The organism is Emergencia sp. 1XD21-10 (genome assembly GCF_009936045.1).
GTDB classification, from domain to species: domain Bacteria; phylum Bacillota; class Clostridia; order Peptostreptococcales; family Anaerovoracaceae; genus Senimuribacter; species Senimuribacter intestinalis.
Genome location: NZ_QWEQ01000030.1, coordinates 1 through 22954 on the forward strand (window position 1 = coordinate 1; position 22954 = coordinate 22954).

Consider the following 22954-nt stretch of genomic DNA (forward strand, 5'->3'; position numbering starts at 1 on the left):
ACGTGTGCTGTAGAAATGGTGATTCCTCTTTCTTTTTCTTCTGGTGCCTTATCGATCTGGTCGAATGCTACCTTTTCACCCAGCTGATATCTCTGATACAGGGTGGTTGTGATTGCTGCTGTCAGCGTTGTCTTACCGTGGTCTACGTGACCAATGGTTCCGATATTGATATGCGGTTTGGTTCTCTCAAATTTTGCTTTTGCCATTTTTGTTTTCCTCCTAATTGTATAACGTTATTTTTTAGAAAGGCGGACTTGGGCGTCCCCAAATCTGCTTATTGGGTTTTGCTCAAACCTAAAGAATATTTTAGCATAGTTTTCTGTAGTTTACAAGTCATTTCCATGGTAAAACTGCGGTAAAACCAAAGCAATCTGCCAATGAATACAGCTGCATCAAAAAAGGACGTTTTACATACGTCCTTTTTCACTGTAGCTCTACTTGCGTCTATTCTATTTCCGTTTATAGATTAGTGCTGCACAGCCAGTCCCTGCTGCTGCTAGAATCATCATCCATACTGCCAGCCACAAAAATGCGTCATCTCCGGTCTTTGGTGAACTGTTCTTTACAGTACCGTTGTCATTCTTCTTTTCAGTTTTATTCGGTTTATCAGCCTTTGGAGTATCAGGTTCGTCAATATCAATGCCAGGTGCTAAAGGTACATCCGGCTCATCAATATCCACATCGCCAGGATCGTCTGGATTTTCTTCTCCCGGATTTGGATCAAGGGGAACATCCGGATCCTCAATTTCTGTCGGCGGCGTTACCGGAATATAGGTACTCCGGTACTGCGCTGTGACGGTCAGATCCTCCTGTACATTGGTAAATTCTTTATCCCATCCCGTAAAGCGGTAGCCGCTGCGCACAGGATCTTCAGGAGCTGCTGCATCCTGACCGGCGAGCACTTCTTCACTCTTTAAAACGTTGCCGTTATAATCCACAAAGGTTACAGTAAAGCAATCTGTATATCTCGGTGTAACATAAATATCACCCTGACGGAATCTCAGGCTGGAAGCATCGCTTTCGTCAACCTTTTCAGTACCGCTGTTCACCCACTGCACATCAAAATCATCTTTCTTTGTGGAAAGGGTATAATCCAGTCCAACTTCCCGCGAATCTAGCTTCGAAGTCTGAATCTGACTCATCGTCTGGTCATACTGATAAGTCTGCAGATTGAGACTTGTAATCTTTTTGCCTTCTACATCAAAACGATTTCCTAAAAGTTCTGCAAATCTGATTTCATTATCCTCATGATAATAATCGTATGCAGCAACTCTCACCCACGTACTCTGTGCCGCATCCCAAACATTTACAGTAAAGAGAGTTGGCTGGTAAAAGATTTCTTTAGAAGACACGTTGTTTCGTCCCACATTAAAAACAATATATCGATTTGAATAATCAGTTTTATCCGGACTGTCTGTAATTCCCGTTTTAATATATCCGCCCACTTCCATCGGCGCAAAGTTTTCCTGCGCACGTACATAGATTTTCAAATCTGTATTTTGTTTTGTCAGATAGGTTCTTGAACCTGTCAGTCGGAAAGATTCTGGCTTTACTGTATGCTCATAGCCAAGATAGCCGGTCTTGTAGTTTGCTCTGTGCTCCACATTGGCAAAACGATAATCCTTCAGATAAGTGGATTCTTTCTCTCCCTGAGGAACCGCCGCCGCAAAAACGAGTACAGGCACAGAATAGTAAGAATCCTGGGAATCCAATCGTGCACCGACAATCCCTGAGCTTGCGTCAGCCTCGTTTCTTGCTCTGAAAGTCAAAGTACCGATTCCGTTTTCATCTACTGTATATTTGTTATCATTGGCAGTCGATCCGACCAGTCTCGGCACCTGCGCAATCCAATTTCCCGATCCGGGCCTACTCTCTCTGTCTGGCAAAGCGGCAGGCAGCACATATCCTTCATCTGCCTGCAAGGTCAGTGTAACCTGCAGACCATCAAACTTATAATCAGTAACCTGTACGTTCCATCCATCAAAATGCAGCCGCGCATAGGTTCCAAAGGTTTTTTCATCTGTGTAATCCGGCGCAATTACATTGTCTCCGTTTAATTCCGCCTCCATTGCATCTACGTAATCATTGTAATTATCTCTTGTAATTTTTTCATCGGAAATCGAAGGGCTTTCTCCATCCGAAATCTCTGCTGCTGCAAAACTCAGCTGCAGTGACATTGCAATCATGAGTGCCATAATCAAGCAGCTAAACTTTTTTAATGTTTTCATATTTTCTTCCTTTCTCCTATAAAGCCCTTATTCTTTTCATTGTTGATTTCACTGCAGCCGCAGCACACCGGCAATTCAACTGCATGAAATTATAATATTAACTCAGTGGACTTATCATATCATGATTTGGGTTAGATTCTTGTTATATTTTGTCACATACTACCAAAAATTTCAAGTCCTTTAATAAACAAAATATTTCTTTTATCATGCTAACTGCATTTAAGCCGCGCTAAGCCGCGTTTAGGATAGCTTCAAAATATATTTACATTTATTTTTGTATTCATTTTTTAGCATTATTTTTTGAATACATACAAATCATATCACAGCGAATACAATTATGTAAAGAAAGGATTTGAATTATGGCAAAATTTATTCCACAGAAACAAGATAAAGAAGTAATTTCCATACGGCTTACCTCTGACCTATTAAAATCCATCGATGAAAATGCAGGAAAGGCAGACCTAAGCAGAAATGAATTCATCAATCAGTGCATCATCTTCGCCCTGCAAAATATAGAATTTGAGAATTAAATGAGTACCTGAGAAGTAACAATGAAGCTGAAACCTCGCCCTTTTCTGATTCTCTGCAATTTACAAGAGGCAATCTTTCATCACACAAAAACAAAAGACGCTGGAATTCCAACGTCTTCTATACTTGGAGCTGTTGAGCAGATTCGAACTGCCGAACCTCTTCCTTACCAAGGAAGTGCTCTACCTACTGAGCTACAACAGCATACCAATCGTTCTATATATTACTATATTTTCGGCTCTTTGTCAATGGCAAATTTACAAATCTTCACCGCGGTCATGAAAATCGATAAAAAGCGGTTGCGCACAAGGTTTTATGCCTTTGCTACGTATAAAGCCTTTCTTCCCGCTTTCTCCAATTCAATTTTCTAAAAATCGCTGTATCTTTTTCTTGATTCGCTGAATAGCATTGTCCACTGTCTTAGTAGAGCGGTGCAGATGCCCCGCAATTTCCCTATACTCTTCTCCTTTGAGCATATGGTTCCACACCTTTTTTTCCAGAGGACTAAAAATATCATGCTCGTTGGCTTTCAGAAAATCTACGACTTCTCTCATCAGCATCATCGCTTCTGGGTCCGTATCTGCGCTATTTGCCGCAAGTCGCTCTGACAAAGCGGCTGCTTCCCCATTTTCAGCATTCTCCGCCTGAGAGTTCAGGGACACAGACTCATTGAGAATCTGATGTTTCTGACGATTCGCCGCTTTAATTGCAGTAATAATCTGGCGATTGACGCAAAGCTCCGCAAAGGTACGAAAAGAAGCTGCCTGGGTCTCGTCATAGTCACGAATCGCTTTAAAAATCCCAATCATACCTTCCTGCACTACATCCTCTATATCACCGCCAGCAATAAAGTAAGTCTTGGACTTCATCTTGGCAAGTTCTTTATACTTGTCAATGAGATATTCATAAGCAGTACTACTTCCCTCCTGCGCCATTTTTACAATGGATTCATCGGTAAGGATATTTAAATCTTTATTATTTTCCATCTCTCTGTCTGCGCACCTCATATAGCAAAACTGCCGCCGCATTGGAGGCGTTCAAAGAAGTGATATTTCCAACCATCGGCATGGAAACTGTAAAATCACACTTCTTTTTAACCAGCGGGCTAATGCCAGCCCCCTCACTTCCAATCACGATTGCAAGTTTTCCGGTTAAATCCTGCTGATAATAGGTCACACCGTCCATATCACAGGCAGCAATCCAGAATCCATCTTCTTTCAGTGCATCAATTGCCTGTCCAATGTTGGCAACTTTGACACAAGGCATGTACTCGACTGCACCAGCAGAAGATTTTGCTACGGTTTCCGTCAATCCGCAAGAGCGGCGTTTTGGAATAATCACGCCATGAGCACCTGCGCACTCGGCACTACGCATGATTGCGCCCAGATTATGCGGATCTTCCAGATTGTCGAGAATCACAATTAAAGGCTGCTCTCCCGCCGCCTCTGCTTTGGCATAGATATCCTCCATCTCACTATAATGGTAGGCTGAAGCATAGGCAATGACCCCCTGGTGAGGCGCACCGCCGGCAATTCTGTCCAGAGTCTGTTTATCGCTCTGATAAATGGGAATTGCCTTTTCTTTTGCCATGGCAATAATCTTCGCAATGGAGCCCTCTGCGCCTTTTCCGACCAGAATTTTTTCCATTTCTCTGTCATTTCTAAGCGCTTCTATCACAGGGTTTCTGCCTAAAATCGCGCCTGCCGGAAGCTCTGCCTGCCAAAACTTTTCTTCACCTTGTCTCGTTTTAGTTCCCGCAGACTTTGTATTTCTCTCACTTCTGCGGCTTGCCTTCGCTTCCTCTGGCGCTCTGTAGGCTTTGCCCTTGCGGGCGTTAATGGATGCCCAGTCTCTTTTATTTTTTGCCATCTTCTTTTCTCCTATATTCAAAAAACTGGTAACAGATTCCTTTTTCCTCCTGCAGTTCACTTTCCCAAACTACCTCAAATTCCGGCATTTCATCCAGATTGACAAACCAGGTATCTGCCGGAAATTCCGCGTAAATCTTAGTAATATAGCAGGTGTCACATTTAGGCAAAAAATCTCTGTAGACCTTTCCACCGCCGATAATCATGACTTCGTCAGAATCCAGGCCTGCCAGCACCGCAGAAAGTTCTTCTTCAGAATGCACCACGGTTACGCCGGAAGGCGCGTAATCGGCTCTGGTGGAAAGCACAATATTTTCACGGTTTGGAAGCGGTTTGCCGCCGGGCAAACTTTCCAGTGTCGCTCTGCCCATCACCACAGTTTTTCCGGTCGTTCTCTCCTTAAAATATTTCAAATCACCTGAAAGGTGACAGAGCAGTCCGCCCTGATTGCCAATGGCCCAGTTTTTGTCTGTCGCAAGTATCAGTTTCATAAAATCTCCCTTCGCCCTAGTGGATGCTATCTTTCGATCGGCAACATTGACAAATTATTCTTTTTCCTAATTTTTTGTCAATGTTCAGCCGATATTTATCGCGCAAACAACGATATTTTCCTATCAACTTTGACAAAATTGCCAAAACTTTTGTTTTTTGTCAATCCAGGCAATGTTTTCACTCCAAAACCTTGACAAAATTGACAGATTTCCGATTTCTTGTCAATTTTGTCAAAATTGCATCGAAAACCGCAATATTAGCCGAGATTTTTGCCGATTTATTGACAAAACCGCAAAAAATTTCAAAATTTGGCAATGCCATCGCAGCTGAAATACCATAGCTGAATTACCGCAATTAAATCGCCACAGGGATGTTTTTTACCTGTGGATTTTTCTGGTAATCTTCGATTATAATGTCGTCCACGGTAAAGTCATAAAAATCCTTTACGTCCGGATTGAGTCTGAACTTCGGCGCCGGATACTGAGGTCTTTCGATTAGTTCCTCTACAATCGGCACATGGCGATCGTAAATATGGGCGTCAGCGATAACGTGCACCAGTTCGCCAGGAACCAGTCCGCAAACCTGCGCCAGCATATGTACCAGTACGGAATACTGCACTACATTCCAATTGTTGGCGGTCAGAATATCCTGCGAACGCTGATTCAAAATAGCGTTCAGTCTATCTCCCGTCACATTAAAAGTCATACTGTATGCGCACGGCTCCAGTCCCATTTCCATTAAATCATTGAAATTATAAATGTTAGTCATAATCCGTCTGGAGTACGGCGTATTGCGAAGCTGCCAAATGACATTGTCCACCTGATCCATCTCGCCTTGGGCAAAGCGATATTTCACACCTAACTGATAGCCATAGGCTTTTCCAATAGAGCCGGTTTCATCAGCCCAGGAATCCCAAATATGGCTGTTCAGATCATTTACATTATTTGACTTCTTCTGCCAAATCCACAGCATTTCATCCACCGCAGACTTGATTGCAGTCGGGCGCAGGGTCAGCGCCGGAAACTCTTCCTGTAAATCATAGCGATTCACTACCCCGAAATTCTTGATGGTGTGCGCGGGAGCACCGTCTGCCCATTTTGCACGAACCTGCTGTCCTTCTGTAGAAAAGCCATGGTCTAAAATGCCGCGGCACATATTGACAAATAACACATCTGCTTTACTCATTCTTATCTCCTTCTATTCTGCCCACGGCTTCCTTTACTATTTCTGTCATGCGTTCATCCTGTCCATCCAGATATAGATATCCGATTAAAGCCTCAAAAGCCGTCGCCAGCTTATACGCCACCGGTCCTGCGCTTCTGGATTTTGATACGCTTTTGTGATTTCTGGCACGCTTTACAATCGCAGTTTCCTCTTCTGTGAGAAAGTCCCTCATCAAGGATTTTATAGCTTTTGCCTGCGCCTCCGCTCGCACATAAGTCACCGCCATCTTATGCAGCATGTCCGCATTTTTCTGACCGCTTTCCATCACATGTTTTCTTATAAATACTTCATAAACGGCATCGCCTATAAAAGCCAATGCCGTTGTGTTTATTTCCCTTGGATTGAATTGTTCCATATTACTCTTTTATTATCTGCACGCCCTGTGGGGTGTCCTTGAGTGTAATGCCCTTTTCCTTCAACAGATCTCTGATTTCGTCAGCTCTTGCAAAATTCTTTGCCTTTCTCGCTTCCTGCCTCTCATCAACCAGCTTCTGAATTTCTTCGTCGATGGCGCTGTCTTCTTCTACCTGCAAAAGACCTAGCACGTCAGCAAATTCCATCAGCGTATCCAAAGACGCTTTCGCAAATTCTCTTGTCGCGCCGTCCTTTACTGCAGTATTTGCCGCGGTTACCAGCTCGAAGACTGCACTGATTGCGTCAGCAGTATTCAAATCATCGTCCATAGCTTTCACAAATGCCGCCCGGAATGTATCGTAACCTTTCAGCTGCTCTTTTTCTGCCTCGGTCATAGGACCTTCTGCCCCTGCTGTCGTCAGATACGTCAGGTTTTCTTTACAGTTTGCCATTCTGGAAAGACCGTTCTTCGCCTGCTCCATCAGAGCGTCAGAGAAGTTAATCGGGCTTCTGTAATGACCGGAAAGCAGGAAGAAGCGCATAACCTCTCCGCTATACTCCTTTAGAATGTCTCTTACAGTAAAGAAGTTGCCCTTGGATTTAGACATTTTCTCGTTGTCAATGGTGATATAACCGTTGTGCATCCAGTAGTGGGCAAAGGGTACGCCATTGCAGCACTCAGACTGTGCAATTTCGTTCTCGTGATGCGGGAACTGCAGGTCCTGTCCACCCGCGTGGATATCGATGGTATCGCCCAGGTGCTTTTTGGACATAGCAGAGCACTCGATGTGCCAGCCAGGTCTTCCCATACCCCATGGGGATTCCCATGCGATTTCATCTTCAGTTTTTCTTGCCTTCCACAGTGCAAAATCCAGCGGGTCCTGCTTTACTTCGCCCACCGCAATTCTAGCGCCGGACTCCAAATCATCGATGTTCTGCTTAGAAAGCTTTCCGTATTCAGGAAACTTTCTGGTAGAGAAATATACGTCGCCGTCCGCCTCATAGGCGTAGCCTTTATCGCAGAGCGTCTGTACGAAGTCGATAATTTCCTGAATGTGCTCAGATACCCTCGGGTGTACATCTGCTTTCTTAACGTTAAGCGCAGCCGCATCCTTATAGTATTCACCGATATATTTTTCGGAAACTTCCGGCGCAGTAATGCCCTCCTCTCTGGCTCTGTTGATAATCTTATCGTCAACATCGGTAAAGTTCTGCACAAACTTTACTTTATAGCCGCTGTATTCCATGTACTTTCTCAGCGTGTCAAATACAACGAAAGGTCTGGCGTTTCCAATGTGAAAAAAGTTATATACAGTAGGACCACAGACATAGATAGAAACTTCCCCCTCGCGAATCGGTACAAATTCTTCTTTTTTTCTAGTCAGTGTATTATAGATTTTCATCTTCATTTCCTTTCTGTTCCTTGCTTGCAAGCTGATTTAGTTTATTCTCCAGCATAACCACTCTTCTGCGCAGACATTCAAGTTCTGTGGCTACCGGGTCGGGTAAATCCACCTGGTTCAAATCTTCTGTGCTTTCACCGTAACGTCTTACGATTTTTCCCGGAATGCCAACTACCGTGCAACCTGGCGGAATCTCATTAAGAACGATGGAACCTGCGCCAATTTTTACATCGTCCCCCACAGAAAAAGGTCCAAGGACTCTGGCGCCGGAGCTGACAATGACACGATTTCCGATAGTAGGATGCCTTTTTCCGGTGTCCTTTCCGGTACCGCCTAAGGTCACGCCCTGATAAAGCGTCACATCATCGCCGATTTCCGTGGTTTCACCGATAACCACCGCCATGCCGTGGTCAATAAAACACCTCCTACCGATGGTGGCTCCCGGATGAATTTCTATACCGGTGAAAAATCTAGTCAGCTGAGAAATCATTCTTGCAAGCAATTTAATATTATGTTTGTAGAGAAAATGAGCCGGCTTATGCCAAATCAGTGCCCAGATGCCCGGGTAACAGAGCAGAACCTCCAAACTGTTTCTCGCTGCAGGGTCTTTCTTCAGCACAGTTTGAATATCCTCTCTCACATCTTTCCAAAAAGCCATCTTACAAATTCCTCCTACTTTTAACCAAATCTTTACTCAACTACAATCGTCTTAATCTTTACTGGTTCCAGCGGGCAGTCCATGCGGTCTCTTTTCACATTGACTATATCCTGTGCAACCTCCATACCTTCTGTAATTTTTCCAAAAGAAGCGTACTGACCGTCAAGGTGCGGCGCATCAGCTACCATGATAAAAAACTGGGAGCCTGCAGAATCCGGCATCATCGATCTTGCCATGGACAGAACTCCAGTGGTATGCTTCAGATCATTCTTTACACCATTTGAGGTGAATTCCCCCTTGATACAGTATCCCGGTCCGCCGGTGCCGTTGCCCTTCGGACAGCCGCCCTGAATCATAAAGCCCGGAATAACTCTGTGGAAAGTCAATCCGTTATAAAAACCTTCGTTTGCTAATTTCTCAAAATTTTCTACGGTAATCGGCGCAACGTCTTCGAAAAGCTCGCCCTTCATGATACCGCCATTTTCCATTTCGATGGTTACTGTTTTCATTCTATTCGTCTCCTTTATTCTTTATATCTTAATTTATAATAGGTCATGCCATTTCGTTCTTCTTCTAATATACCCCAAATTTCATCATTGAAAAATTTTGGATATATATGCTCCAGCGTGTTGATTTCTTCGCGGGACATAAAGCGAACCTCGCGGAGCACCTGATGATCGTCATCAAACTCAGGGTCTTTGCCAAGCCCCAGCTGACCACCTCTGATTTCTCCCAGCATATAGTTGACAAAGCGCTGCCCTCTTTCTGGTGAAACCTCTTCAATGTGCCATGCTACGCCCACAACTTCAATATCAAGACCGGTTTCTTCCTTCGCTTCCCGAACCGCAGCTTCGATGGAGTTTTCGCCTTCTTCAATACCGCCGCCAGGAACCATCCAGATATCTCTGTCCTCGTGGTGCTGCCTTACCATTAAAATTTTGTCTTTTTCTTCATTGGTAATGACTACCCTTACGCCGCCTACCCACATAATATCGCTCCTAACACGCCCGCACCGACGATGATTGCGATGGGGCTTACCTTAAACTTTCCTGCTAAGATTACCGTCGCCAGCGCAATAACAATTGCCACCGGATTCAGCGCAGCAAAGGCGCTCTCACCCATAAAGATGACCGCCGCTGCAATGAGCCCTACCGTAACCGGTCTGATTCCAGCAAAAGCACCGTCGATAATCTTACTTTCTTTGAATTTATTGATAAAATAACATACCAGAATCACCAGGATAAAAGAGGGCAGTGCTACGCCAAGGGTTGCTGCAAAAGCACCACCGTATCCGGCACAGTTAAAACCAACATAGGTTGCAGCATTCACTGCAATCGGTCCCGGAGTCACCTGAGAAATTGCGACCAGATTGGAAAATTCATCAGCAGACATCAGTCCAAACTGCTTCGCTCCCTGGTAAATAATCGGCAGCATTGCCATCCCACCGCCAAAGCCAAAGAGTCCTATCTTTGCAAAGACAAAGAACAGCTGAAGGTAGATCATACACGCTCACCTCCATCACGGTTCTTTCGCTTTTCCATCACTGCAGTATAAACAAGGCCGGCTGCGATACCACCCACAATTGCCCATACCGCACTGACAGAAAGTCCTGCTATGAGCCCGAAGGATGCCAGCGCCAAAATCCACTGGAAAGGCTTCTTCAAAACCTGCTTTCCGACTTTGTAGGCAGAAAATGCAATCAGACCTGTCGCCGCTGCCTTAATGCCGACCAAAGCTCCCTGCACATAAGGATTGTCGCCAATCCCCTGCAGAAGTTTTACAATGGCGATGATGATGATAAAGCTGGGAAGTATCACGCCGATTGTCGCAGCCAGCGCGCCGCCAATGCCTTTTTTCTGATGTCCGATATAGGTCGCCATATTGATGGCAACTACCCCCGGAAGACCTTGGCTGACTGCAATACAGTCCACAGCTTCCTCTTCTGTCATCCAGTGTTTCTCATCAACTACGATTCCCTGAATCAAAGGAATCATCGCCATCCCACCGCCGATAGTGAACAGCCCCAGCTTGAAAAAGGACCAAAACAACTGAAAATATATATTCTCTTTTACTCCGCTCGTTTTACCCATTTAAATTCCGCTTTATTTTTCCCTGTTTACAATTTCAATTGCCCTTGCAATTGCTTCGCTGACAGAAATCTCTTCCTTCTCGGCATCCCTTCTCAGCTTGTATTCTACCTTATCTTCACCTGCCAGCTTTCCTACGGTGATTCTCACTGGAATACCCAGAAGATCTGCGTCCTTAAACTTAACACCTGGGCGCTCTTTTCTGTCGTCCAGCAGAACCTCCACTCTGGCGTCTAACAGTTCCTGATAGATTCTTTCTGCTACGCCTGCCTGCACTTCATCGTCCGGTTTTACCAAAGTGATAATTGCATGGTAAGGCGCTACTGACATTGGCCAGATAATACCGTTTTCATCGTGGTGCTGCTCCACAACAGCCGCCAGGGTTCTGGTTACGCCAATGCCGTAGCAGCCCATGACTATCGGCTGTTCCTTCTGATTTTCGTCTACATAGTTAGCGCCCATGGACTCAGAATATTTGGTTCCCAGTTTAAACACCTGACCCACTTCGATACCTCTGGCATGTTTTACCGGTGCACCGCAGATTGGACAAGGATCTCCTTCTTTGAGCACCTTCAAATCGGTTACAATGTCCCCTTTATAATCTCTTCCGTAGTTGACATTTTTCACATGGTGATCTGCCTTATTTGCGCCTGCGCAAAGGTTTGCAAGACCAGGAAGTTCACTATCCACAACAATGGTACAGTCGTGGAGTCCGCAAGGACCTGTAAAACCGCCAACACAGCCTGTTGCTGCTGCCATCTTTTCTTCATCAGCAAATGCGATAGCATGTTCTGGAATCTTCAGTGCGTTGACCAGCTTAATCATGTTCAGCTCTCTGTCGCCTCTGACAAAGGCTGCCACATAACCGTTTTCTTCACCTTTCTCATCGTAAGTGACAAAGAGCAACGCTTTGATAGTCTGCGTCTGATCAAGCCCTAAGAAGTTTGCAACTTCTTCGATGGTCTTAGTGCCCGGTGTATGCACTTCCTCCATAGGAAGCAGTTCCACATCGGTCTGCGCTGGTGCGTCTACACACTCAGCTCTTTCAGTGGTAGCCGCCATGGTACAGCTTTCGCAGTATGCGATTTCACTTTCACCGACTTCGGAAAGGGCGGTAAACTCATGAGAGTTGCTGCCTCCGATTGCGCCTGTATCCGCTTCTACCGGTCTGAAGGTCAAACCACAACGGGTGAAAATTCTGTCGTAAGCGTCATACATGGTCTTGTAACTTTCGTCAAGACCTGCATAGTCCTTATCGAAAGAATAAGCATCCTTCATGATGAACTCTCTGCTTCTCATCAGACCAAACCTAGGTCTTGCCTCATCTCTGTACTTAGTCTGAATCTGATACAGGTTCATCGGAAGCTGTCTATAAGACGATACATCATTTCTGATGACATCGGTGAAAATTTCTTCGTGTGTAGGTCCCAGACAGAAATCTCTGCCGTTTCTGTCCTTCAGTCTCCAAAGCTCAGGTCCGTATGCGTACCATCTGCCGGATTCTTCCCAGAGTTCAGCAGGCTGCACTGCAGACATATGAATTTCCTGGGCGCCAGTTGCGTCCATTTCCTGTCTTACGATTTCTTCGATTTTACGAACTGATCTCCAGCCCAGCGGCATAAAACCGTACACGCCGGAAACCAGCTTGCGAATCATGCCGGTGCGAAGCAGCAGAATATGACTGGAAATTTCCGCTTCGTTTGGCACTTCCCTTAAAGTTTTAATATGCATTTTTGATAATCTCATTTTATTTTCACGATCCTTTCTGGACGGATTCTACCGATTCAAAAGACACACAGCCTCTGCCGCAATGCCCTCTCCTCTTCCGGCAAAACCCAATTTTTCTGTAGTGGTTGCTTTTATACTGATCTTACTTTCGGGCACCTTCAGGGTCTTTGCGATGTTCTCGCACATTTGCCCTATAAACGGTGCCAGCTTGGGTCGCTGACACACCACAGTTACATCGGCATTTCCCAGGGAATATCCCTCCTCTGCTAAACGTTTTCCAACTTCCGCTAGAAGCTTCAGACTGGAAATCCCATGGTACGCTTCATCAGTGTCGGGAAAGAGCTTTCCGATATCGCCAAGAGCAGCAGCACCTAGCATAGCATCCATCAGTGCATGGACAAGCACGTCAGCATCAGAGTGTCCGTCGAGCCCCTTGTCATGAGGAATTTCAACGCCGCCGAGTATTAACTTTCTATCTTCTGTCAGCCGGTGTACATCATAGCCCGTGCCGATTCTTGTTTCCATCTGTAAATCCTCCGGTGTAGTAATTTTTAGGTTGGTATACTCGCCGGGAACAATAGATACTTTCTGACCCAGTCTTTCTACAAGGCTAGCATCATCAGTTCCGTAAAAGCCGTCTTCTGCCGCCTTTTCATAGGCGCGCTCTATCAGCGCAAACTGAAATGCCTGCGGTGTCTGCACGCAAAAAAGCTGACTTCGGTCTAAAGTTCCCTGCCAGTTGTGTCTTATAGTATCTTTAGGCGGCACAGCAGGAATTGCCGCACCAGTGCATTTTGCTTTCTCCACAACTGCCGTAATCAGCTGCGTGCTGACATAAGGTCTGACTCCATCGTGAATAAGCACAATGCTATCTGCTGCACCGATTTCATGCAAAACTTTAAGTCCGTTATAAATAGAATCCTGCCGCTCCTGTCCGCCAGTAACCAGATGTACCTGCCCGGCTTCAATCTCTATAGCAAAAAATCGGCGGCAAAGGTTCATATAATCTGCCCCCGTTACAATTACGGTTCCATCGACAACAGAATTTGAAAGAAACTTCTGCACTGTCTTTTCAAGTATGGTCTTTCCGTCAATCGTTAAAAATTGTTTTGGAAGCGGTGCTGCCATTCGTTTACCAGATCCGGCAGCACCGATAATCGCATATACCTTCGTTCCATTTAACATAAATCATCATCTTTCGCCACAGGCTATTTTTTCAGTCTGCCGAAAATCATTCTTCCCGCGGATGTCTGCAGCACACTGGTCACATTGATGCGGGTCGTCTTGCCAATCATTCTTCTACCATCTTCAACGACAATCATGGTGCCGTCATCCAGATAAGCAATCGCCTGACTGTTATCCTTCCCCTGTTTTACCAGAGTCACGGTCATCTCTTCACCTGGCAGAACCACCGGTTTCAGTGTATTGGCAAGCTCGTTTATATTGAGCACGCCTACACCGTTGATGGTTGCCACTTTGTTCAAATTAAAATCATTAGTTACGACTTTTCCGTTCATCAGCTGCGCCAATTTCAAAAGTTTCACATCGACTTCCGGAATTTCCCGCAGAGATTTTTCGTTATCAGTATTATAGATTTCAATACCATAGTCATCCTGAATCTTATTGAGAATATCAAGACCGCGTCTGCCTCTTGTCCGTTTCAGAGAATCGGAAGAATCCGCAATATGACGTAGTTCTACAAGCACAAATTCAGGAATCACAATTGGTCCTTCCAGAAAACCAGTCTTCATAATCTCTGCAATTCTGCCGTCGATGATGACACTGGTATCAAAAATCTTTGGGATTCCATCATTTTTCTTCTTACCTTTGCCAAACAAGGTGGATTCTGACCCTTGTTGTCCCTGCTGATTCTGCTGGTTCTGTCTGCGCACGCCCATGAAAAGGCTGAAAATTTCTCTGCTCTTCTTCGTCGCGATGACTACCCCCAGATATCCGAATAACACATAGGAAATAATCGTCAAACTGGTATAGAGATACGTATTCTTGATGCTTGCATAAATCTGTGTCAAAAGCAACGCAATGAGAAGCCCCAAAATAAGCCCTACTACACCTGTAACCAAATCATTTGCTGACACTCCTCTGAGATCGTCCTCAATATTATCTGCTACTTTTACACTCTGCCTTCTAATCGCCGGTGTCAATCTGAAAAAAATAATTCCAAATATAATAGCAAAAGCGATTTCGATTCCGAGCTGCTCTCCCCCAGTAAAATACTCACTCAGGTTTCCACCGCTTTTAGTATACCAAAGCACCAGCAGTTCAGATAGACCGTAACCTAAGATTGCACCTAACAATGTTACTAATCCTCTGATTAGTTTCTTAAACATATGCTCTCCCCCTTCCTTTAAAAATACATACAGCGTGCATACCGATCTTCAGGGAGAATAAGACAAGCACAGCCCCTACTAATCGGTTTGCAAGGCGGGAGAAGCCTAATCCCCCACTTTACATCTATATAAATACAGTATAGTGCATTCCCGCGTCTTGTGTCAACCCTCCTGTGTATACAAATTTCTTGTTAATTGCACGTCTTTTGTGTTAAAATTAACTATACAGTCTTCATGTAATGAACACAATGAAACTGTATGATATAATTAAGTACATTGAATCGTCAATATTCTATCAAGAGGAGGATTATTTATGTATAAACTTTTAGTTGTTGATGACGAGCCTAAGATACGTGAAGTCATCAAAGAATACGCTGAATTTAACGGATATGAAGTAACCGAAGCCGAAGACGGAATGAGCGCCGTAGGTCTCTGCAAGCTCAACGAATATGACCTTGTCATTCTTGATATCATGATGCCAAAGCTGGACGGCTTTTCCGCCTGCAAAGAGATAAAAAAAATTCAGGACGTACCTATCATCATGCTGTCAGCAAGAGGCGAAGAATACGATAAACTTTTCGGTTTCGAACTGGGCATTGATGATTACATCGTAAAGCCTTTCAGCCCGAAAGAACTGATGGCAAGAATCAATGTAATTCTCGCTCGCAGGAATGCAGTCTCCCAAAGCAAATCCGACGTACTGCAGTTTAATGGACTGGAAATCAATATGGCAGCTAGAACTGTTACCGTAGACGGCCAACGTGTTGAATTGACTCCAAAAGAATATGAACTTCTTTTCTATCTCATCGAGCATAAAAATCTGGCATTATCCAGAGATAAGCTGCTCTCTGACATCTGGGGCTACGACTTCTTCGGCGATGACAGAACGATTGATACCCATATTAAAAATCTGAGAAATAACCTGGGCCCATATCGGGATTACATCGTAACACTCAGAGGGGTGGGATACAAATTTGAATTTGAAGAATAGATTCGATTTTAAAAGCATACGTTTTAAACTTTGGATTTACTTCATCGGTTTTGCTATGCTTTTAATCGGCTTAATCTGGTTTCTGCAAATTTTCTTTCTCAATAACTATTATGACCACATGAAAACCGGTGAAATCACCAAAATCGCCAACATAGTCATTGATGCATACGAAGATAGCGGAAAAAATCTTTACCGTCTGACTGAGGTTCTAGATGACATTTACGTGACGAACGAAGATATCTATATTCAGGTCGACAGTGTCGACGGTTCTGTACAGATTGCCCCAAGCTACAAGGATCATATTTCCCTTTACAGATATAAATACAACTTGCAAATGCAGACCCTGCTGACAAAGCTGAAGGAGAGTCCTCTCAACAAAGTTGCGACCATTTCTGAAGATACCAATCCGTTGACAGGAGAAAAAACGAAAACCTTAGGCTACGCCTGCTATCTTTCCTCTCCCAGCGTACTTTTGCCTGATTCCAGCGGTAGTTCAGAACTTGTCATGTACATATTCTCGCCTTTGTACCCGGTAAAATCAACTGTCTCTATCCTGCGTGTGCAGCTGATTTATATCACCATCATCGCTACACTGCTAGCTCTTGCACTGGCTCTGTATCTTGCCCGCAGAATTTCCAGACCAATTAAAAATATCACCCATTCTGCAGCCGAGATGGGAAAAGGACATTACGGTATCAAATTCCAAGGTGGTCATTATTCGGAAATTACTGACCTGGCAAATACATTAACCAATGCCTCCAGAGAACTGGAGAAAACCGATATGTACCAGAAAGACCTGATAGCCAACGTATCCCACGATCTTAGAACCCCGCTTACGATGATTAAATCTTATGCGGAGATGATTCGTGACCTTTCCGGTAACAATCCCAAGAAGCGCGATGCACATCTGGCAGTCATCATCGACGAAACAGATCGTTTAAACATACTGGTAAATGACATGCTCAATCTGTCCCGCATGCAAAACAGAACTATTTCGCTGGAGCGCACCAACTTCGACTTAAAAGCTACAGCAGAGTCGCTGCTGGCTTCCTATGATTTGCTGGCTGAACAGGAAGGCTACAAGATTAAGTTCAACTGTTCTGCCCCGATGATAGTCAACGGCGACGAAGCCAGAATCAAACAAGTTCTGTCCAACCTAATCACCAATGCTGTAAAATACTGCGGTGAAGACATGGTCATTATCATCAACCTGAAAAAGGCTGGTCGTAAAGTTCGGTGTGAAGTCATCGACCACGGTGCTGGCATCGCCCCTGATGAAATCAATCACGTGTGGGAGAGATACTACAAATCCAGTACTCACCACGTAAGACCGACCGACGGCAGCGGGCTGGGACTTTCTATAGTCAAGGAAATCCTGACCCTACACAAAGCAAACTATGGCGTCAACAGCAAGCTTGGCAAAGGCAGCACCTTCTGGTTTGAACTGGACTTAGTGAAACAGGATCGCAGTTTCTTTTATAAATCATAGTAAAGATTCGTTATATTAAGACTCAGAGGTTTTCTAATCTCTGAGTCTTTTTTTGAACTCTTCTATCTTGTACTTCCTATTTTCGATATTCTCAGCATAGTAAGACCCCCTCCCATGCAAGCTTTTTACAAAAAAGTGTCAAAATCCTACAAAAAAATATCAAAATCCGACATCGACCTTGTTTTACTCTTTAGCATGGGTTATACTTCCATAAAATATATTTATTGGAAATAAGATTGGAGGTTACCATGAATAAACAAAATAGTAAAAATAACTCACCGAATTCTCAGCACGTCGATGACACTTTCTTCAAAAATCCTAACCGCTGGCTCATCGGCTATGAGGATGACTGGGTATTTCATTATGTCTTTGGGCAAAATACAAAAGAAAGCAAAGATGCTCTAATTGCTTTTCTCAATGTCATTCTCTGCAAAGAGAAAAATCCTATCACAAGCATTGAAATTCTCAACCCTATCAATTATCGCACTTATCCAGCTGATAAAGAAACAACTCTGGATATCAAAGCCCGCACATCACAAAACGAGCTCTTTGATATTGAGCTACAAAATGGAAATTTGAAACACTATCCAAATCGCTGTGTGCAGTACGGTGGGAAACTGGTTAATTTGTCATTGGAAAAGGGAGAAGATTATGATAAAATGGGAAAAAGCATTGTTATCTCCATTGTAACGGGAACCCTGTTCCCGAACATTCCTGGCATTCATACTACATTCCATCTGTGGGAGGATTCCTGCCGCCACCTGCTTAGTGACCGACTGGAAATGCATTTCATCGAGCTGGGAAAAGTGCAGACAGATAAACCAATGGAAGCAATGAACAACGTGGAGCAGCTTGCCGCCTATCTGAAACTGGCAGGCGAAGAAAAATCCGCAAATTATTTAAAGACCCTAATTGAAGATGGAGGTGAAGCAATTCAGATGGCAGAAAAAGTATTTCAGCGTGCATCAGAAGATTTTTATGCCAGAGTTCGTCAGATGGAAATTGAAATGCGCGAACATGATTTGGCGACAAAACGATTGCTGGAGGAAGAAGAACGAGCCGAACGGCTTCAGGAAGCTGAAAATAAAGGCATTGAAATTGGTATGAACAAGGGACTCAAGAAGGGGATTGAGCAAGGACTCAAGCAAGGACTAGAAAGGGGACTTGAACAAGGGATCCAACAGGGGCTTGAACAAGGGATCCAACAAGGGCTTGTTCAAAGTATCCGAGTACTGATTCTTGATAATCGCTCCGAAGGGATTTCTGAAGAAAAAATTCTACGCAAGCTTGTCACAATATTCAACCTGAACGAGAACGATGCCCTGCATTACATGAATCAGTACAAATAAAATAAATTCAAAAATAGAGGCAGTAAACCGGACTCTCGCAGCGCCGTTTTACTGCCCTGTTGCTATGTAAATTCACAATTGTTTCTACTCATTCTCCGCGGAAAGCATCAATTGCCTGATAAATGTTTTCTGCACCAATCATACTGCAGCTTCCCAGTTTTTTTGTATCAATGCGATCGGCGTTTTTCTTAGGCAGGATAATCTGCTCATACCCCATACGTACTGCTTCCATGACGATTTTTTCAGCATTCTGCACAGAGCGCAAATCGCCAGTCAGACCTACCTCGCCGATTGCCATAACTCGCTTTTGGCTAACAACCCCTCGCATGGAGGAATAAACCGCCAACGCTACCCCTAAATCTATGGACGTGCTGTCTGGCCGCATACCGCCTACCACATTGACATAAACGTCCTGATTAATCATCGTTATACCGGCTTTCTTCTCCAGTACAGCTAAAATCATACTAAGTCTCTGATGATCCACGCCGACTGCCGTTCGTCTCGCAAATCCTACGTTAGCAGGCGCAGTTAATGCCTGAATTTCAAAAAGTACCGGTCTGCTCCCTTCGTATACTGCGGTGATGACAGAGCCTTCACTCTTTACTGCAGTGCTTTCTAAAAAAGTGGCCGACAGATTCTTAATCTCGCGCAAACCACCTTCCTCCATCTGAAAGGCACCGATTTCACTGGTAGTTCCAAATCGGTTTTTAAACACGCGAAGAATTCGCAGGTCATGATCTCTCTCCCCGGTAAAATTCAGCACGCAGTCCACCAGATGTTCCACAATCTTGGGTCCAGCCAACTCTCCATTCTTGGTAACATGGGCAACGATAAACACAGGGATATCTCCTGTTTTTCCAAGTTTCATCAATTGGTTTCCCACATCTCTGACCTGAGACACACTGCCGGGCACTGAGTCCAAAGTCTGTGTATACATAGTTTGAATGGAATCTATAATTAAAAACTTCGGTTTAAGATTTTCGCAGGCTGCAACAATATTTTCCATGTTGGTTTCCGCCAGAATATAGAGGTTCTCGTTCAGTTCTCCGCAAACCCGATCTGCCCGCATTTTAATCTGTGCCTCAGACTCTTCTCCCGAGATATAGAGAACCGTACCCAGTGACTTAGCCAAATTAGCAGCTGCCTGTATAATCATCGTAGACTTGCCGATACCCGGTTCGCCTGAGATCAAAGTCAAAGAGCCCTTCACCAACCCTCCTCCTAGTACCCGGTTCAGTTCCCCGATGCCTGTATCAATCCGAACGTAATCTCCTCCCGCACCAATTTCCTTTAGTTTAGATGGTTTAGCTCCTGCGGAGGCTCTTCGTCTCGTATCATTTGTCGGTGCCTCTACAATCTTCTCCTCTACCATGCTGTTCCATGCACCGCAAATACACTGTCCAACCCATTTACTGCTTTCGTAGCCGCATTCCTGACAGACATATACTGTTTTCGCTTTCTTTGCCATAATACGCTAACCTCTCCTCTTTGCAAACATTTGTTCGTATCTTGTATTATACCAAACACTGCCCCATTTGTCCACACCGATTATGCACGCCACACTGCAAAAGTTTGGAATGGCATAAAGGCTAAAGAAAAAACAGAATCCCAAAAGCCACCGACTTCCGGGATTCTGAAATTATTTTATCTAATTATTTTTCCTGCTGTGCCTGATAGTCAGCGATAATCTTTTCAGACAGCTGTTTTGGCACTTCTTCGTATCTTTCAAATCTCATTTCAAAGACGCCTCTACCCTGAGTCATGGAGCGAAGAACCAGCGCATAATCGAAGAGCTCAGCCTGCGGCGCTTCTGCAAGAATCTTCTGTCCGCCTCCATTCTGTGGTTCCATACCTAAAATCTTGCCTCTTCTCTTGTTCATGTCGCCCATTACGTCACCCATGTAATCATCGGAAACGAAGATTTCCATGTGCATAATCGGCTCCAGAAGGCAAGGCTTTGCTTCGACGATACCTTTCTTGAATGCCAGAGATGCAGCAATCTTGAAGGATACTTCGTTGGAGTCTACATCGTGGTAAGAACCATCGTACAATACAGCCTTAACGTTTACTACCTTGCAGCCTGCAAGAGGACCTTTCTGCATACTTTCAATGAGTCCTTTTTCAACAGCAGGCACGTAGTTCTTTGGAATAGAACCGCCGAAGAGTTCTTCGGAGAATTCAAATTCCTGCTGAGATGGTGAGAATCTGATGTGTACGTCACCGTACTGACCAGCGCCTCCGGACTGTTTCTTATGTTTACCCTGTACATCAGAATTGCCCTTGATGGTTTCTCTGTAAGCAATCTTCTGCGGCACAACCTTAACAGTAACACCGAATCTGTCTTTTAACTTCGCCATAATGATACCCAGCTGGATATCGCCCTGACCGCCAAGAAGGGTCTGATGGGTTTCAGCGTTTCTTTCTACTACAAAGGACGGATCTTCTTCTCTCAGTCTTGAAAGACCTGTTCCCATCTTTTCTTCGTCTCCCTTATCAGCAGCTTCAATTGCGACGTAATAAGTCGGAGATGGATAATCCAGTGGCAGATATCTTACGATATCGCTCTTGTCGCAAAGGGTATCGCCTGAAACGGTATACTGCAGTTTTGCAACGGCTACAATGTCGCCTGCTTCTGCATAGTTCAGTTCCAGCTGTTCTTTACCTCTGAGGAAGAACAGCTTGCCAAGCTTTTCAGCTTTTCCTGCTCTCTCGTTGTAAACTTCTGTACCGGAGTTAATCTTACCGGTTACCACCTTCATGATGGAAATTTTTCCTACAAACGGGTCAACAATTGTCTTAAATACAAACGCAGACATCGGTGCGTCGGTGACAGAAATTTTTTCTACCGGCTCGTTCTTGTCGTTGAATCCCGGATATGCACCATGCTGCAGCGGTGTAGGAACATAGGTCAGCAACAGGTCTAGAAGACCTTCAATACCTTGTCCCAGCTGAAATGCCGAAGAGCATACAGGGACAATAACGCCTTCGGAAATGCCTTTGATTAAGCCATTTCTTACTTCTTCATCAGAAAAATCATCTCCGTTGAAGTATTTTTCCATCAGTTCATCGTCAGCCATTGCGATTGCTTCTTTCAGCTCTTCGTCGATTTCTGCAGAAAGTGGCCAGCTGAATGGAATCAGTGTTTCACCGAATTTTGCCTTCAGTTCATCAAAGGTTTTATAAAAGTCAAATTCGTCCTTATCTCTCTTATTGATAACGATGAATCTAGGTTTCTTATATCTTTCACAAGCATTCCATGCAGCTTCGGTTCCTACCTGAATACCTGAACCTGCATCTACCAGAATCACAGCAGCCTCAGCAGCGCGAAGGGCCGCATTTACTTCGCCGACAAAGTCGAAATATCCCGGTGTATCGATAAAATTAATCTTGCTGTTCTTCCACTCAATTGGAACAACAGAAGTATTAATGGAATAACCTTTTTCAATTTCCATTTTGTCGTAGTCGGATACTGTATTTCCGTCCTCGACTTTACCCAATTTTGTGATTACGCCTGTTTCTAACAGAGCGGCTTCCAGGAATGTAGTTTTACCACATCCGCCATGTCCTAATAAAGCAACATTTCTAATTGTTTCGCTTGTGTAGCCTTTCATCGATAAGACCTCCTACATTAATTTTGCGTATGTCAATAGTATAACACATTCTTCTCTTATAGTCTATCGGATTTTCGAATAGTTCGACTATTCCATGAAATTTTTCCCAAATGAAAAAGGCTGCCTCATTACAGCCTCCTTGCTTTTCATTTAACTGCTAAATAGTAAACTGGAATATCGAACCTCCCCGTCCTTATCTTTCCAGCTGATTCCAAGGGTAATCTTGTCCGCTTCGTTTATCGCCGTTTGCGCCAGTCTATATGCTTTCTTTGGTGCTCCCTGCGAAAAATGCTTCGAAACTGAGATTGGCACGCTTTCTGCCACTATTCTGCAAGGTTTTGCTTTCTTGCTGCAAAACGGCTGCACTTCTATTTCGCCAATATTTCCCTCTTCATTGCCCAAATAGCACACATACACCTGATATGTTCCTTCGCCTCTACCGGCGCTTCTGGATATGTACCCCTTCCAAAGTCCATCCTTACTCTCTGCGTAAAACTCGCCCGAATCCCTTACGACCATCGTGCATAAAAAAATCAAGCCTGCTGCAAAAACAACGATTCCAATTTTAAGCCAAATGCTATATCTGCTTCTCATCT

The 22954-nt window shown here is 44.3% G+C and carries 23 protein-coding genes, 1 tRNA gene and 1 pseudogene; 4 read left to right on the forward strand and 21 right to left on the reverse strand.

What is annotated here, in order from left to right; all coding sequences use genetic code 11:
- Positions 1 to 206: GTP-binding protein (locus tag D1151_RS14715; protein ID WP_243151226.1), on the reverse strand; the 206-nt coding region annotated here is incomplete at its 3' end.
- Between the two features lie 243 nt (positions 207 to 449).
- The gene (locus D1151_RS14720) at positions 450 to 2228 is read right to left on the reverse strand and encodes an InlB B-repeat-containing protein (RefSeq protein ID WP_161909396.1); all 1779 of its coding nucleotides are present in this window, start codon (positions 2226 to 2228) and stop codon (positions 450 to 452) included.
- A gap of 359 nt (positions 2229 to 2587) precedes the next feature.
- Between D1151_RS14720 and D1151_RS14725 the strand changes: the two genes are divergently transcribed.
- Positions 2588 to 2758, forward strand: a complete 171-nt coding sequence (locus D1151_RS14725) for a ribbon-helix-helix domain-containing protein (RefSeq protein WP_160202996.1) — start codon at positions 2588 to 2590, stop codon at positions 2756 to 2758.
- Between the two features lie 125 nt (positions 2759 to 2883).
- On the opposite strand, the gene D1151_RS14730 is transcribed toward D1151_RS14725, so the two are convergent.
- The 16 genes and pseudogenes from D1151_RS14730 to D1151_RS14800 all read right to left on the reverse strand — a co-directional run bounded on the left by D1151_RS14730 (position 2884) and on the right by D1151_RS14800 (position 14918).
- A tRNA-Thr gene (locus tag D1151_RS14730) sits at positions 2884 to 2960 on the reverse strand.
- Between the two features lie 155 nt (positions 2961 to 3115).
- Positions 3116 to 3742, reverse strand: a complete 627-nt coding sequence (gene sigH / locus D1151_RS14735; protein ID WP_161909397.1) for an RNA polymerase sporulation sigma factor SigH — start codon at positions 3740 to 3742, stop codon at positions 3116 to 3118.
- Positions 3732 to 4625, reverse strand: coding sequence for a 23S rRNA (guanosine(2251)-2'-O)-methyltransferase RlmB (gene rlmB, locus D1151_RS14740; protein WP_160202982.1), 894 nt, complete (start codon positions 4623 to 4625; stop codon positions 3732 to 3734). Before rlmB ends, sigH begins: the two co-directional genes overlap by 11 nt.
- Complete coding sequence (locus D1151_RS14745) at positions 4612 to 5115, reverse strand: dihydrofolate reductase (RefSeq protein WP_160202981.1); 504 nt, start codon at positions 5113 to 5115, stop codon at positions 4612 to 4614. Before D1151_RS14745 ends, rlmB begins: the two co-directional genes overlap by 14 nt.
- 355 nt (positions 5116 to 5470) lie before the next feature.
- Complete coding sequence (thyA, locus tag D1151_RS14750; protein ID WP_161909398.1) at positions 5471 to 6301, reverse strand: thymidylate synthase; 831 nt, start codon at positions 6299 to 6301, stop codon at positions 5471 to 5473.
- Positions 6294 to 6695, reverse strand: a complete 402-nt coding sequence (locus D1151_RS14755) for a Mini-ribonuclease 3 (protein WP_160202979.1) — start codon at positions 6693 to 6695, stop codon at positions 6294 to 6296. Before D1151_RS14755 ends, thyA begins: the two co-directional genes overlap by 8 nt.
- Position 6696: 1 nt before the next feature.
- On the reverse strand, positions 6697 to 8097 hold the full coding sequence (gene cysS, locus D1151_RS14760) for a cysteine--tRNA ligase (RefSeq protein ID WP_160202999.1): 1401 nt from the start codon (positions 8095 to 8097) through the stop codon (positions 6697 to 6699).
- Positions 8084 to 8755 carry a serine O-acetyltransferase gene (gene cysE / locus D1151_RS14765; protein ID WP_160202978.1) on the reverse strand — a complete coding sequence of 224 codons (672 nt, stop codon included), beginning with the start codon at positions 8753 to 8755 and terminating at the stop codon, positions 8084 to 8086. Before cysE ends, cysS begins: the two co-directional genes overlap by 14 nt.
- Before the next feature lie 32 nt (positions 8756 to 8787).
- The gene (locus tag D1151_RS14770) at positions 8788 to 9264 is read right to left on the reverse strand and encodes a peptidylprolyl isomerase (protein WP_161909399.1); all 477 of its coding nucleotides are present in this window, start codon (positions 9262 to 9264) and stop codon (positions 8788 to 8790) included.
- A 14-nt stretch (positions 9265 to 9278) separates the two neighbouring features.
- Positions 9279 to 9743, reverse strand: a complete 465-nt coding sequence (locus D1151_RS14775; protein ID WP_161909400.1) for an NUDIX domain-containing protein — start codon at positions 9741 to 9743, stop codon at positions 9279 to 9281.
- Positions 9734 to 10258, reverse strand: coding sequence for a chromate transporter (locus D1151_RS14780; protein WP_160202975.1), 525 nt, complete (start codon positions 10256 to 10258; stop codon positions 9734 to 9736). Before D1151_RS14780 ends, D1151_RS14775 begins: the two co-directional genes overlap by 10 nt.
- Positions 10255 to 10845, reverse strand: a complete 591-nt coding sequence (locus D1151_RS14785; protein WP_161909401.1) for a chromate transporter — start codon at positions 10843 to 10845, stop codon at positions 10255 to 10257. The genes D1151_RS14780 and D1151_RS14785 overlap by 4 nt, the downstream gene beginning before the upstream one ends.
- A gap of 12 nt (positions 10846 to 10857) precedes the next feature.
- On the reverse strand, positions 10858 to 12588 hold the full coding sequence (locus D1151_RS14790) for a proline--tRNA ligase (protein ID WP_161909402.1): 1731 nt from the start codon (positions 12586 to 12588) through the stop codon (positions 10858 to 10860).
- A gap of 30 nt (positions 12589 to 12618) precedes the next feature.
- Positions 12619 to 13095, reverse strand: a complete 477-nt coding sequence (gene ispF / locus D1151_RS17255) for a 2-C-methyl-D-erythritol 2,4-cyclodiphosphate synthase (protein WP_334296748.1) — start codon at positions 13093 to 13095, stop codon at positions 12619 to 12621.
- A 6-nt stretch (positions 13096 to 13101) separates the two neighbouring features.
- Positions 13102 to 13755 (reverse strand): annotated as a pseudogene (ispD, locus tag D1151_RS17260) (2-C-methyl-D-erythritol 4-phosphate cytidylyltransferase); the annotation flags it as partial.
- Between the two features lie 23 nt (positions 13756 to 13778).
- Positions 13779 to 14918 (reverse strand): PIN/TRAM domain-containing protein, encoded by a 1140-nt coding sequence (locus D1151_RS14800; RefSeq protein ID WP_160202971.1) that lies wholly within the window; start codon positions 14916 to 14918, stop codon positions 13779 to 13781.
- Positions 14919 to 15231: 313 nt separating this feature from the next.
- On the opposite strand from D1151_RS14800, the gene D1151_RS14805 reads away from it, so the two are divergent.
- The 3 genes from D1151_RS14805 to D1151_RS14815 all read left to right on the forward strand — a co-directional run bounded on the left by D1151_RS14805 (position 15232) and on the right by D1151_RS14815 (position 18747).
- Positions 15232 to 15909 carry a response regulator transcription factor gene (locus D1151_RS14805; RefSeq protein ID WP_160202970.1) on the forward strand — a complete coding sequence of 226 codons (678 nt, stop codon included), beginning with the start codon at positions 15232 to 15234 and terminating at the stop codon, positions 15907 to 15909.
- Entirely contained in the window at positions 15893 to 17398 is a 1506-nt protein-coding gene (locus D1151_RS14810) for a HAMP domain-containing sensor histidine kinase (protein ID WP_160202969.1), read from the forward strand. Before D1151_RS14805 ends, D1151_RS14810 begins: the two co-directional genes overlap by 17 nt.
- Positions 17399 to 17646: 248 nt before the next feature.
- On the forward strand, positions 17647 to 18747 hold the full coding sequence (locus D1151_RS14815) for an Rpn family recombination-promoting nuclease/putative transposase (protein ID WP_161909404.1): 1101 nt from the start codon (positions 17647 to 17649) through the stop codon (positions 18745 to 18747).
- Positions 18748 to 18835: 88 nt separating this feature from the next.
- On the opposite strand, the gene radA is transcribed toward D1151_RS14815, so the two are convergent.
- The 3 genes from radA to D1151_RS14830 form a co-directional block, all read right to left on the reverse strand.
- On the reverse strand, positions 18836 to 20215 hold the full coding sequence (radA, locus tag D1151_RS14820; RefSeq protein WP_161909405.1) for a DNA repair protein RadA: 1380 nt from the start codon (positions 20213 to 20215) through the stop codon (positions 18836 to 18838).
- A gap of 184 nt (positions 20216 to 20399) precedes the next feature.
- Positions 20400 to 22358, reverse strand: coding sequence for a translation factor GTPase family protein (locus tag D1151_RS14825; RefSeq protein ID WP_161909406.1), 1959 nt, complete (start codon positions 22356 to 22358; stop codon positions 20400 to 20402).
- Between the two features lie 150 nt (positions 22359 to 22508).
- Positions 22509 to 22952, reverse strand: a complete 444-nt coding sequence (locus tag D1151_RS14830) for a hypothetical protein (RefSeq protein ID WP_161909407.1) — start codon at positions 22950 to 22952, stop codon at positions 22509 to 22511.
- Between the last annotated feature and the right edge of the window lie 2 nt (positions 22953 to 22954).